Below are 12,819 nucleotides of genomic sequence, written 5' to 3'. Positions count from 1 at the left end.
ACTCCCCGCCCGTCGCAGGATGGCTCAACGCTGAGCCGTCGTTTACCCTGACTGCCATCCACACAAGAAATGGCCAATCGACCGGAGAGTCGATGGACCTGTGCCACCGGGGCTGACGTCAGGACCGGTGCGAAACCTGCCCCCAGCGTGCGAAAGCGACTACCAGACGATGATTCCCGAGCCCGTGGCCACGGTCGAAACCGTGCTTCATTTCGGCCCCTACCAGATCTATCCCGCATCCCGCGTGATCCTCGAAGCCGGCCGCCCATTGCGCCTGGGGCAACGCGCGCTGGACATCCTGCTGGCGCTGCTGGAGCGCGCCGGCCAGGTAGTCAGCAAGCGCGAGCTGCTGGCCCGCGCCTGGCCCGGCCAGGACATCGACGAAGGCAACCTGCGGGTACACATGACCGCTCTGCGCAAAGCGCTGGGCGATGGCCAGAACGGGCGGCGCTTCATTGTCACGATCGCGCTGCGCGGCTACAGCTTCGTCGAGCCGCTGACGGCGTCGGCACAGGCGACGCCCGCCCCCGATGACGGCCAGTCGGCGGACCACAACCTGCCACCCCGGCGCAACCGCCTGCTCGGCCGCGAGGCCGAGCTGGAGCGCCTGGTCACCGAGCTGCCGAGACGTCGCTGCGTCAGCCTGGTGGGCTGTGGCGGCATCGGCAAGACCAGCCTCGCTCTGCAGGCTGCGGAGCGTTTCATCGGCCAGTATCCCCACGGCATCCGCATGCTCGACCTCACCCCATTGCAGGACGCGCGACCGCTGAACAGCACGCTCGCCTGCGCGCTGGGCATTCCGGGGCTGGCCGGCGAATCGCTGGAACATCTCTGCCGCCAGGTCGCCGACCGGCAGATGCTGCTGCTCATCGACAACTGCGAGCACCTGATCGAGGCGGCCGCGCATCTGGTCGAGTGCCTGCTGCGCCACGCGCCGCAGATCCACATCCTCGCCACCAGCCGCGAGAGCCTGCGCGCTACCGGCGAATACATCCTGCCGCTACGGCCGCTCGGATGCCCGCCGGCGCAGGTCGGCAGCGTCGAGGACGCCCTCGCCTACCCCGCCGTCGCACTGCTCATCGAGCGGACCAAGGAGACCCACGAGGACTTCGAATTCCGCCCCGAAGACCTCCCCCGCGTCGGCGAAATCTGCCGGCGCCTGGAGGGCATTCCGCTGGCGCTGGAACTGGCCGCCGGCCACCTGGGGCAGGCCGACGGAGGCATCGACGCACTGCTGCAGGACGGCTACCTGGATCTGCCGCTGCAGTCCGAAGAGTCGCCCAGCCGCCACGAACACCTGCGCGCGATGCTCGACTGGAGCTACACACTGCTGCGCCCCGCGGAGCAATCCTGCCTGCGTCGCCTGAGCGTGTTCCGCGGCAGCTTCACCCTGGACTCCATCGCCGCCGTCCTCGGCCAGCCGGCGGACCTGGGCTCGGCCTTCGTGCTGGTGAACCAGCTGACCGCCAAGTCGCTGCTGACCACCGAGATTCGCCGCGACGAGGTCACCTACCGGTTGCTCGAACCGACCCGCCTGCACGCGCTGGAGAAACTCCAGGCCGCCGGCGAACTGCACGAGGCCCGCGAACGCCACCTGCAGCTGTGCCAGAACACGATGCAGGCCGCGCAGAACGACTGGGAAAGGTCCGCTTCGCTGGGCTGGCTCAAGCAACACTCGCCGTGGCTCGCGGAAGTTCGCGCGGCACTCGACTGGGGGCTGCACGCGGAAGTCCGGCACACCCAGGCCATTCACCTCGCGGCCTGCTCGGCACCGCTCTGGCAGGAGCTGTCATTGCTGCACGAATACGGTCCTTACGTGAGCGCGGCACTCGGCCTGCTCAGCGCCGAATCGGCTTCATCGTTGTCACTGGCCATGCGCCTGGAGCTGGCGCTGGGCAACACGACCTACCACGACGTGCGCAACCGTCAGGCGGACGAGGCCTTCCAGAACGCCCGCTACCTCGCCCAGCAGATCGGCGACCTCAACGGGGAACTCACCGCGCTGTCCGGCGGCCTGGCCGTGCTGCTGTGGGCCGGCCAGTACCAGCAGGCGGCCGAGCAGAGCCGGCACTTCGACCGGCTGAGCGACGGCCAGGGTGAGATGCTCGCCACCAGCGCCCTGCGCCTGAAGGTGCTGGCGTTGCATTATTCGGGCAACCAGGTACGCGCCCAGACCGTCGGCGACGAAGTGCTGCGGCGTCTGGAGGAGCAGCGCCGGGCCAACCGTTTCGCCCCTTGTCTGGGGGTGCAATACGACCAGCAGGTTGCGTCTCTTGCCACCCAGGCGCGCACGCTCTGGTTACGTGGCTTGCCCGAGCAGGCGGAGCGCATGGCGACACAAGCCATCGAACTGGCCTGCGAGATCGACCACAGCGCCTCCATCGCCTACAGCCTCGCGGTAGCCGGCTGCGTCATCGCCTTCTACAACGGCGAGTTCGACAAGGCCCGCAGCCGCGTTCGGCAGATGATCGAGGTTGCCGAGCGCCACCGCGTGCCGTTGTTCACCGACTGGGCGCGGCACTATGCGTGGGCCATGCAGCTCGATGAAACTGCCGGCGCCACGGCACCTGCCGTCGGCCTGGTGCGCGACATCGTGCAGACCCTCGGCGGCCGTCCCCTGCCCGCCGATCAGGCCCAATTGATGCGCGCACGCACCGGCGCGGCCGGCTGGTGCGCACCGGAAATCCTGCGCAACGAAGCGGTCGCCCTGCTGGCGCGCGGCGACCGCGAATCCCTGCTCGGCGGCGAAACCCTGCTGATCCGCGCCCTGACACTGGCACAGGAGCAAGGCGCACTGGCCTGGGAACTGCGATCGGCTACCGGCCTGGCGCAGCTGTGGAGCGCGCAGGGCAAACAGCAAGCCGCGCGGCAACTGCTGGAGCCGGTCTACCAGCGCTTTACCGAAGGCCTGGACTCACCGGACCAGCGCCATGCGCGGCAATGCCTCGAGGCCTGCGGTCACTGACGATGGCACCGCTCAGCGCAATACGCCAAGCATGACCCAGACGCGACGGGCCTCGGGGTCGGCATGGACCAGCTCGTCCATCAGCGCACTCAGCGGCATGCCGCCCCACTCCACCGCCCGGCGAATGATGTAGGGCACCGGGCTGTGCGGTTCCGTGCGCGCCAGGTACTCGGCGATGGCGGTGAGCTGCCGGTAGGCCTCTTCGCGGCTCTGCGGAGCACCGCCGGCGGGAAGCGATCCGGAAGTAGCCACAGGAGCCGGCTCCGGCTCGGAAGGCACTTCCGGTGTGGCGCTGGGTATGAACTCTTGCGGGGCCATGGCCTTGCATCCCTGGATGACGTTGCTGAAAGCGTCGATGGACGCGGCGAGTTGGTGCAGGCTCGGTGCGGCATCGCCGAGCTGGCGGTCACACCAGGCATCCAGGCGCCGCAGATGGCCGGCTGCCCTCTCCAGCTGGGTCAGCGTCGCCCCCCAGCCATTCACCGCACCGCTGCGGATCGATTCGTTCAGCCGTTTCTGCTCCTGTCGCGCGCTTTCCGCCGCCACCTTGTCGACCTTGTTGTCACTGACCTGCACCTGCCGTCGCTGCAGTTCCTGCCAGCTGTGCAGGGTGGTCTGCGGCCAGCCGCTGCACAGCGGCACACGGGTAAGCAGGAGTTCGGTGTAGCGCCGCGACAACCAGGCAAGTGGCGCCGCACGCCACTCCTGGTCACCGTCGGTGGCCTGCGGATGCAGTTGCTCAGGGAACGCATCGCAGAGATCGGCCAGCAGGCCCAGCGCGGCCGCAAGGCCTGCAGGACCCTGGGTGACGATCCAGGCCTCGCCCAGGAAACCGGCGATGGTCAGGTCCTTGCTGCGTCGCGCCAGCAGTTCCTCGGCGAGCACCGCCAGCGCCAACCAGTCCGCGCGCTTGGGCTCAGCCTGCCAGACGCCCGCCGGCAGCTGGGTATCCTCCTCGCGGCGAAGCTCGCGCAGGCGATCCATCAGCGGGTCGTGGCGCAGTGACTCTCCGCACGGCGACTCGCCCGGCAGAGGTTGCAGGAGCGCTTGCAGCGCCTCGTCTGAAATCATGGCAACTCCTGGGCGCCGGCAAAGGACGCCACGCCTACACCGCTGAAGGGCGTGCGCGGCGCGCGTACGGGCAAGGGCTGGACGGACAGCGGCTGCTTGGCGTCCTGGGTCATCAAGGAGATCCGCAGGAACATCCGTGCCTCGGGCTCTCGGCTGTTCGGCGCGCGGACCGGCACCTGCAGCGCAAGCGGGAAGTCGGTGTAGTCGGCGCTGGGCTGGCGTTGCAGGATCAGGTGCGAACGCAGCAGGCGCATCAGCGCCCACGGGCCGCCGTACTCCCAACCCACCTCCAGGTCCGCCACGGCCATGCTCGCCTGCTGCGGGTCGATGTCCGGCCGTTGCGCGCTGTCCTTGGCCCAGCGCAGCAGCAATTTCATCGGCTCACCAACATTCCAGTGCAGGCGCTGGCTGTCGCTGCCGGGGAAGCTCAACGGACGGTCCGCCGCGTAGAGCGTCCAGGCGATCACCTGGTCGGCGCCACGCTCGGCCTCGCGGTCGGTGCGCCAGCGCACGTCGAGGTCGACGCCCTGCGCCCCGCCCTTGTCGCGCTGGAACAGGGGGCCCATCCAGGACTTGGCCAATTGCAGGCGCTGGAGGAAATCCGCCGCCGCCACGCGGTCGACCGACTGGCTGAGCTGGAGGCCTGCCTGGGCCCGCTCCAGGTTCTGGTCGAGCAACTCGACCAGGTGCTGCACCCGCGCCGGGTCGGCGTCTTCGGCCTGCAGGCTGTAGGCGAAGGGGAAGCGATTGGCCAGATACTGGTTGAAGTAGTCGGCGATGGCCGACCAGGCCTGGGCGGCGTCCTTCTGCTGCAGTTCCAGGCAGCGTTGCTGCGCCTGGCCGTGCAGGCCACGGGTGAAGCGCGCCACGTCGCCCTGCCCGGCCGCCAGCGCGGAAGTCCGCAGGATGTTGCCGCAGCTGGAGGCGTCCATTTCCACGAAGTCGCGGGTTACCAGCTGATCGAGCAATATCGGCGAGCTGGTCGGGTTCTGCGCCTTGTACTTGACCAGTTCATCACTGAGGTCGGTGAAGCGCCGCACCTTGTCCTGGTCGGAGAAGCCGAGGTTGCCCCGGTCACGCAGCCAGGTCAGCGCCGGCGCGTGCTCCTCGCTCAGGGCGAGCATGGTGTCGAACTGTTGGGCCAGGTTGCGCTTGAGGTCCTGGGTGTCGGTGGAGCGGTACAGTTGCAGGCCGAAGTTGCGCGTGCCGTCCCAACCGGAAGGTTCAGAGCGAACGCGGAACAGTGGCAATGCATCGACCGACTTCAACACGCCGTCTACGTCGGCCAGCGCGCCACGGGTCAGGTGAATGTCCAGTGCGTTCGCCAGATCGCTGCGCTGCACGGACTCCAGGGCCGAACGGACCTGCTCGGCTTGCTCCAGCGGAACGTCGAAGGTGTTCTTCGCGGGCGCGCCGCTGGCCGAAACCGATTGCGTCAGGCTGCTCCATATCGCGCTGGCGGCCGCGGCCGCAGCGCTCTCGGCGAGAGCATCACGGTACTCGGCCGGAATCCGCGCCTGCTCCTGCTCGCTGTACTTGCGGTAGCTGGCGTAGTACGCCAGGGCGGCGTTCAGCGAGTGGGCATCCAGATTGCCCAGGCCGCGCGGATCGATGTCCTGCGCTCCCTTGCTCAAGGCGGTGCCGGCGAAGTCCTGGCGCAACAGCGAATCGATGGTGCTGCCCAGCGCCACCACATGCTCCTGCAGCGCCAGCGTACCACCGGGCTGCAGTTGCAGCAGGTTATCGCGGGAACCGGCGGCGGAGATCCACTGGTCATGGAAGGCGCGCTGCAGCTTGCTGGCCTGGCTGGTCACCCGGGCTTCCGCCGAGGGACCGAGCAGGTAGGACTGGCGTACGTCGTCTAGCATCGCGCGAAAGCCCGGCACGATCTCCTGGGCATTGCCGTGGCTCCAGGCGGCGTTGGTCAGGGCTACCATGTTGCGCAGCGCGTCGATCTGTGCGGCGGTCTCTTCCAGCTCCTCGAGGCTGTTGCCCTGCCGCGCCTTGAGCTCGTTCAGGTGCAGACGCAGGAAGCCGGCCGGGCGCACGAAGTTGTCGGCGAGGAAGAACTGGTCGAGCCAGAGGCTCATCAGGTCGTCGAAGTTGCGCGCCAACTGGCCCTCGCGCGGACCGGGGTCGACGGGTGCCGGAGCATCGGGAATGCCCTGACCGAGCACTGACTGCAGGTAGCCTGCATTACGCAGTGAGCCCGGCTCCAGGGTCAGGCCATAGGCCTGTTCGCCCAGTTTGCCAAGGCTTTCCAGAGCGTTCTTCGAAGTGCCGGCGCGCAGCTCGGTGTACCAGCGGTTGCGCTGCTCGAAGGCCAGTACGCCGTGCGCCAGGTCGCGGGCGGCGACGAAGTTCGGCCACTGCTCCGGGCTGTCGCTCTGCACGTTGGCACGGCGTTCGCTGCTGCGGATGGCGCGCAGCCGGACCAGTTCGGCGGCCTGCGCCTGCTGCAGGGGCACCAGCACTTCGCGGCGGGTCAGGTCGCGCAGCAGTTCATCCATGTGCTCGTCGAAACCGGAGAACCAGGAGCTCGGATATACCAGTGAGCTGAAGTGCCAGCGCGGCGCGGCCTGCAGCAGCGCCCAGTAAGCTTGCAGGCGTTGCCGGGCGGCCTCATCCGGCGATTCGCCGGCCGCATCGCCTTCGCCCTGCCCACGCTGCACGGCCAGGATGCGCTGCCCCAGCGTCTGCGCCTCGCGGGAATCCACGTGCCAGACCCACAGCATCCCCAATAGCCAGCAGACGCCGGCCACGCCAGCCACCGCCCCCAGCACGCGTTGCGAGCGCTGGCGCAGGCGCAGGACTCGCGGCACGACCTGGGCCAGCCCGCGCTCGGCGAGCAGGCGCGATTGCCAGAGATGCTGGGTGAACAGTAACTGCGCGGGTGCCTCCTCCCGCGCCGAGAGCGCCCAGTCGTCAGCACTGGGAGCCTTGCGGTACGCACCGCTGAAGTACAGGCCACGCAAGCGCGGTGCTTCACCCAGCGCATTGCCCTGGAAGACCGGTTCCAGTCGCTGGCGCAGACCTTCGCGCAGACTCTCCAGCGCCTGCGGGAAGCGATACAGCTCCTCGCTCAATTGCCCCTTGAGCACGCCCGCTTCGAGGATCGCCGCCTGCAACGCCTGCAATATCTGGTCGAAGCCGCGCTCAAGGTGCTCGCCCTGCCAGGCCGCATCCGCCTGCAAGGGCGAGGCCCAGCCCAGCGGGCGCTCGCGAACCTCGGCAGGCAGCGCCGAGCGCAGTTCGGCGAATCCATCGAGCTCTTCCAGCCCGGTCACCACTACGTAGACCGGCAGGCTCAGCCCCAGTCTTTGCAACAGGTCGTTGAAGCGCCGACGCAGCTGGATACTTTCCTGGGCCAGGCTTGCCGGGTCCAGCAGGCGCTCCGCCGGCACCGCCCAGATCACGCCGTCCAGCGGGCGACGCGGGCGCATCCGCAGCAGCAGGCCGAGCAGCCGCCGCCAGGGCTGCAGCGACGAGGGCACACCTTCCTCCGGCATGAACAGGGTCTGCGGCACCGCCAGCAAGGCGCCGTCCTGATCGGCCCACCAGCGGCCGAACCAGGCCGGACGGTTCACCGCAGCCAGGCTCCAGTCCGCAGCCAGGCGCTCGCCCAGCAGCGGGTCGCCCAGCAGGAGATACCAGGGCACGTCGTAGCGATCGGCCACATCGTGGTCCTGCTCCATCTGCCGTACGGTCAGGTAGAAGGCGCGTACCGCTTCGCCGCCCTTGCTGCGCAGCCAGAGGAATCCCGCCACCGCCAGCGCCACCGCCAGCAGCAACAGCAGGGCCAGCACCAGCCAGCCGCTCAAGCCGCCAGCTCCGGGAAAGTAGCCGCCCAGGCGAGGTCGAGCAGGGGCGCCAGTTCACCGCGCACGTCGCTCCACAGCCAATGGCCGAGGACGATGAGCAGAAGGACGCCGGCGACAACCGTCAGCGTCAGGCGCAGCCCGTCGGGCAAGGCACGCCGCAGTGGCAATCGCAGCGGCGCAGCAGCGGCCGGGCGCGCCAGGGTCTCCAGCAGCGCTGGCACCTCGGCGTCACGCTGCCAGGCATGGGCGAACAGCGCGTGCCGCCACTTCTCATGGAGCGCTTCGCCCTTGGGGCCGCGCAGCTTGCCATGGAAACCCAGCAGCAGGCACTGCAGGTAGACGTTGGCCAGATCTCGGGTGCCCGGAGCACGGGTTTCCAGCAGGCGATGAATGGCCTGGGGCACACGCTCCCCGGCATTGCGCGTTCCATACAGACGGGATTCCAGCGGCCGTTCCTGCCACGCGGACTGGCCGTTCCAGGGGTCGAACAGCAGGCTTTCGTCAAGCAGTGCGACGAAGGCGTAGACCATGCCTTTCACCTGCTCGCCGGCGGCATCGCCGACGCTGGCATTGGCGCTGCGCCACAAGCGACGCACCACCGCCTGGGCTTCGTCGGCAACCCGTTCGAGGGTCGCACTGTCCTCGCCGGTGGATTCGCGCAGGTCTTCCCAGCGCCTGTGCCACTCCAGCCAGGCGGCCTGGAAAGCGCCACTCAAGGGTGCCTCGCCGAACGACGGCGGATAGATCGCCTGATTCCCTTCAAGCATCTTCGCTTCCCTGCCTCAGGCGCCGCTGGCGCCGTCCACGATGAACAGCACGACCTGCCAGGGACTGCCACCGCCGCTGCCTGCCGCGGCGGCCCGCAGGCACAGGCGCTGGGCGGGATCGAACCAGTCGCCCTCGGCCTGCACGACGAACAGGTGGGTGTCCTCACCCACGCTGTAGGCGATCTGTTCGGCGCGACTCATGGGCAGATGTTCCAGGCCCGACATGCGTTGGCGGCCCAGGATCGCCAGGCTCGCCTCGGAGGCGACGATGCAGCGTGACAGCCACTCGTGAGCCTGCTCCTCGCCGCAACCGGGCGGCATGCGCAGGCCAATGACCAGACGCTGGACCGGTGATCGGAGGTCCGGCAGGGCCAGCGCGAAGTCATTGCCGACCCGTTCAAATGCCAGACTACGATAGCCGGCGCGCACCCTGCCAAGGGTGAGCTCCAGCCACTCGATCACCGGGCTGAAGGTCCGCAGGAGTTCGTTGAAATCGAAGGTCGGGAAGGCCGGGACGCCGCCCAGCGGATCGAGCACGCTCCAGCTGCCGGCCATGCCGCACAGCAGGCCATGCAGTTGTGCCGGGCTCGCTGTGCCGCTGTAGAGCGCGACCTCCAGTTCCGGCAGGCGCGCCCACAGCGCCGCCAGCTGGCGGCGGATTTCCTGGCTGTCCTCGGTGTTCTCCGCCTGCTGCGCCTGGCGCAGGCGGCCAGCGAGAAACACGCATTTCTCCCGCGCATGGGCGCACAGCGCCACCAGCGCCTGCCCCAGCATCGACGCCGGTACGATTCGCGGAGTGGGCGCCACGTAAGGCAGGCTGACGAAGCCACCGGCGTCCTTGCCCACGCGCAGCAGCGGCAGGCACACCGAGTCGGCGCGCTGGGCTTCGGTCACCAGGCGCAGGGCCGGGCGCCAGACGACAACGGGTTCCGGATTCTCGCCACTGGCCAGGTCCGGCACGGCCGGCCCGCTCAGGGATTGCAGGCGGCCCTTGAGCGGCAGCACCTGGCCGCCGCGGGCGAGCGGACTGAGTGCGAGGTAGAGGGTGATGTTGGCATTGGGGGAAGCGGCGATGGCCGCCGTGGCGTCGAACACCAGCGTACCGCCCTGGCCCAGGCTGACCGGCAGGCCATCGGGCAGGATCGCCTCCAGCGCGAGGATACGCACCACGCCGGTGCTCAGGGCGGAGGGGTCCAGCTCCAGGTGTTCAAGGCCCCAGAACCAGGGATTGGCCGCGTGGGCCAGGCGCGCAGAAAGCACTTCGGCGCGCAGTCCCTGGAGCTGGAAGTGCTGGGGAAGCAGTTGCATCCCTTCGTGCCAACAAACTGCGTCAGGCAGAACTCTCACACCACTCCCCCTTCGACGTCCTGGATTGTCATGGGCCCGCCTGGAAAGGCGGTGGTTCAGTGCTCCTCGGCACTCAGCAGGCGCATCTCCCTGCTGTCGAAACGCAGCCATACGTTGGGCTGCTGATCCAGGCGCATGCGATGGGCGCCGGGAGTGTTATAGCCGGCAAAGACCAAAAGTCCAGAAGCCGGCTTGCCGGCCAGGGGGAAGTCCCTGGCCTCCATGAACTGCCCGGGCACCAGCTCGAGGCTCCACACCGAGAGCTGCTTCTGGTAGTCGCGGCGGTACTGTTCGCGGTCGCTGAACCACTGTTTGGCGCTCATCGCCGAGAGCAGCTTGAGCAGGTCCGCATCCTGCACCGCGACGAAGTCCACGGCGATGGGCGAATCGCCATTGGCCTTGCTCGCGACATCGAGGGTCAGACGGTCGACATCGACCTTCGGACCAAACCAGGAACAGCCTCCGAGGACTGCCAGGAGCACAGCACAGAGGCAGGCTTTCGTCGACTTCATGAAACGTCCTTGTGAAATGTCTGTCAGAGATTATTTTCGGATTTGCGTTTTTAGCAACCTGATCTAGCTTGCTTGGTTAGCTCGTGGACAACGAGCCCAGATGGGATCGCCAAGGACAGGCCTGTATCGCATTTCCCCCTTTCCTGTCGTGTGGTCCAGCCAAGGAGCGCGACGACAGCGAGCCCCGCTGCGGCGTGCCCGTCTCCTACGCAGTGGAGTTCGCCAGCATGGCAGAAAGCACGCAGCACAAACTGGACCGGGTGCGCCCTCCCCGGGTCCAGATCACCTACGACGTGGAAATCGGCAACGCCATCGAGAAGAAGGAACTGCCGCTGGTCGTGGGCATCCTCGCCGACCTCTCCGGCAAGCCGGTCACGCCCCTGCCCAAGCTCGGCGAGCGCCGCTTCACCGAGATCGACCGTGACAACTTCAACGCCGTGCTCTCGTCCATCGGACCGCGCGTGGCGCTGCAGGTCGACAACACCCTGAGCAACGACGGCAGCCGGCTCAACGTCGAGCTGAACTTCAAGCACATCGACGACTTCGACCCGGTCAGCATCGTCAACCAGGTCGTGCCGCTGCGCCGCCTGTTCGAAGCCCGCCAGCGCCTGCGCGACCTGCTCACCAAGCTCGACGGCAACGACGAGCTGGACCAGCTGCTGCAGGACGTGGTGAGCAACACCGAGGGGCTGCAGGAAATCCGCGCGACCCACCCGGTGACCGCCGATGCCGGCGCCGCCAACGACACCGCCCAGGCCGCCGCCGACGAAGGCGAAGCACCTGCCGAACCGCAAGCCTGATCCCGACCGCAAGGAGAGCACAGCAATGGCCAAACCCAGCTCCGCCGCGGCGCAAGGCGCCGAAGGCAGCACCCAGACACTCGACCTGCTGGACCGCATCATCGCCGACGGCCGCATGGCCCACGATGACAGCCAGCAGGAATACGCCCGCGACATGCTCGCGGAGTTCGCCACCCAGGTCCTCGACGAAGGCATGGCCGTCAGCAAGGACACCGTGGCCATGATCAACGAGCGCATCGGTCGCATTGACGAACTGATCAGCGCCCAGCTCAACCAGATCCTCCACCATCCGGAGCTGCAGCAACTCGAATCCTCCTGGCGCGGTATGCACCAGCTGGTGCAGAACAGCGAGACCGGCACGCGCCTCAAGCTGCGCCTGCTCAACGTCAGCCAGCAGGACCTGCAGAACGATCTGGAGAAAGCCGTCGAGTTCGACCAGAGCGCGCTGTTCAAGAAGATCTACGAGGAGGAATACGGCACCTTCGGCGGGCACCCCTTCAGCCTGCTGGTGGGTGACTACTCCTTCGGCCGCCACCCGCAGGACATCGCCCTGCTGGAGAAACTCTCCAACGTCGCCGCCGCGGCCCACGCGCCCTTCATCGCCGCAGCCAGCCCGCGCCTTTTCGACATGGGCAGCTTCACCGAGCTGGCGGTGCCGCGTGACCTGAGCAAGGTCTTCGAGAGCCTGGAGCTGATCAAGTGGCGTTCGTTCCGCGAGAGCGAGGATTCGCGCTACGTCTCCCTGGCGCTGCCGCGCTTCCTGGTGCGCCTGCCCTACGGTCCGGAAACCCTGCCGGTGGAAGGCATGAACTTCATCGAGGATGTGGACGGCACCGACCACGCCAAGTACCTCTGGGGCAACGCCGCGTGGGTCATGGCCCAGCGCATCACCGAAGCCTTCAGCAAGTACGGCTGGTGCGCGGCGATCCGCGGCAGCGAAGGCGGTGGCGCCGTCGAAGGCCTGCCGGCGCATACCTTCCGCACCCAGGCCGGCGACCTGTCGCTCAAGTGCCCGACCGAGGTCGCGATCACCGACCGCCGCGAGAAGGAACTCAACGACCTGGGCTTCATCGCCCTGTGCCACAAGAAGAACACCGACCTCGCGGTGTTCTTCGGCGGCCAGTCCACCAACAAGCCACGCCAGTACAACACCAACGAGGCCAACGCCAACGCGCGGCTCTCGGCGATGCTGCCGTACGTGCTGGCGGCCTCGCGCTTCGCCCATTACCTGAAAGTGATCATGCGCGACAAGGTGGGCAGCTTCATGACCCGCGACAACGTGCAGACCTACCTCAACAACTGGATCGCCGACTACGTGCTGATCAACGACAACGCCCCGCAGGAGATCAAGGCGCAGTACCCGCTGCGCGAAGCACGCGTGGACGTCAGCGAGGTCGCCGGCAAGCCTGGCGTCTACCGCGCCACGGTGTTCCTGCGCCCGCACTTCCAGCTCGAGGAACTGACCGCCTCGATCCGTCTGGTCGCCAGTCTGCCGCCGCCGGTCGCCGCCTGAGCCAGGGGGCCGCCCGTGCGGGC

Annotated in this window: 8 protein-coding genes; 3 read left to right on the top strand and 5 right to left on the bottom strand. The window is 67.9% G+C overall.

What is annotated here, in order from left to right; genetic code table 11:
* Nucleotides 1-169: 169 nt before the first annotated feature.
* Entirely contained in the window at nucleotides 170-2,965 is a 2,796-nt protein-coding gene (locus IB275_RS13240) for an ATP-binding protein (RefSeq protein WP_192296352.1), read from the top strand.
* Between the two features lie 12 nt (nucleotides 2,966-2,977).
* Here the strand turns inward: IB275_RS13240 and tssA are convergent, their stop codons facing one another.
* The 5 genes from tssA to IB275_RS13215 are packed head-to-tail and all read right to left on the bottom strand — an operon-like array spanning nucleotide 2,978 to nucleotide 10,483.
* Nucleotides 2,978-4,036, bottom strand: a complete 1,059-nt coding sequence (gene tssA / locus IB275_RS13235) for a type VI secretion system protein TssA (RefSeq protein ID WP_192296353.1) — start codon at nucleotides 4,034-4,036, stop codon at nucleotides 2,978-2,980.
* On the bottom strand, nucleotides 4,033-7,857 hold the full coding sequence (locus IB275_RS13230; RefSeq protein WP_192296354.1) for a type VI secretion protein IcmF/TssM N-terminal domain-containing protein: 3,825 nt from the start codon (nucleotides 7,855-7,857) through the stop codon (nucleotides 4,033-4,035). The genes tssA and IB275_RS13230 overlap by 4 nt, the downstream gene beginning before the upstream one ends.
* Nucleotides 7,854-8,624 (bottom strand): DotU family type IV/VI secretion system protein, encoded by a 771-nt coding sequence (locus IB275_RS13225; protein ID WP_192296355.1) that lies wholly within the window; start codon nucleotides 8,622-8,624, stop codon nucleotides 7,854-7,856. The genes IB275_RS13230 and IB275_RS13225 overlap by 4 nt, the downstream gene beginning before the upstream one ends.
* 15 nt (nucleotides 8,625-8,639) lie before the next feature.
* The gene (tssK, locus tag IB275_RS13220; protein WP_192296356.1) at nucleotides 8,640-9,971 is read right to left on the bottom strand and encodes a type VI secretion system baseplate subunit TssK; all 1,332 of its coding nucleotides are present in this window, start codon (nucleotides 9,969-9,971) and stop codon (nucleotides 8,640-8,642) included.
* A gap of 56 nt (nucleotides 9,972-10,027) precedes the next feature.
* Entirely contained in the window at nucleotides 10,028-10,483 is a 456-nt protein-coding gene (locus IB275_RS13215) for a type VI secretion protein (RefSeq protein WP_138214554.1), read from the bottom strand.
* 227 nt (nucleotides 10,484-10,710) lie between these two features.
* Here IB275_RS13215 and tssB point away from each other — a divergent pair, with 227 nt between their 5' ends.
* Complete coding sequence (gene tssB / locus IB275_RS13210; protein ID WP_026079019.1) at nucleotides 10,711-11,283, top strand: type VI secretion system contractile sheath small subunit; 573 nt, start codon at nucleotides 10,711-10,713, stop codon at nucleotides 11,281-11,283.
* A gap of 25 nt (nucleotides 11,284-11,308) precedes the next feature.
* The gene (gene tssC, locus IB275_RS13205) at nucleotides 11,309-12,796 is read left to right on the top strand and encodes a type VI secretion system contractile sheath large subunit (protein ID WP_138214555.1); all 1,488 of its coding nucleotides are present in this window, start codon (nucleotides 11,309-11,311) and stop codon (nucleotides 12,794-12,796) included.
* Nucleotides 12,797-12,819: the final 23 nt, after the last annotated feature.

It is taken from the genome of Pseudomonas sp. PDM21 (assembly GCF_014852505.2).
In the GTDB taxonomy this organism is placed as follows: domain Bacteria; phylum Pseudomonadota; class Gammaproteobacteria; order Pseudomonadales; family Pseudomonadaceae; genus Pseudomonas.
Note: the sequence above shows the minus strand (reverse complement) of the source record. Positions and strands in the feature narration are given on the sequence as shown.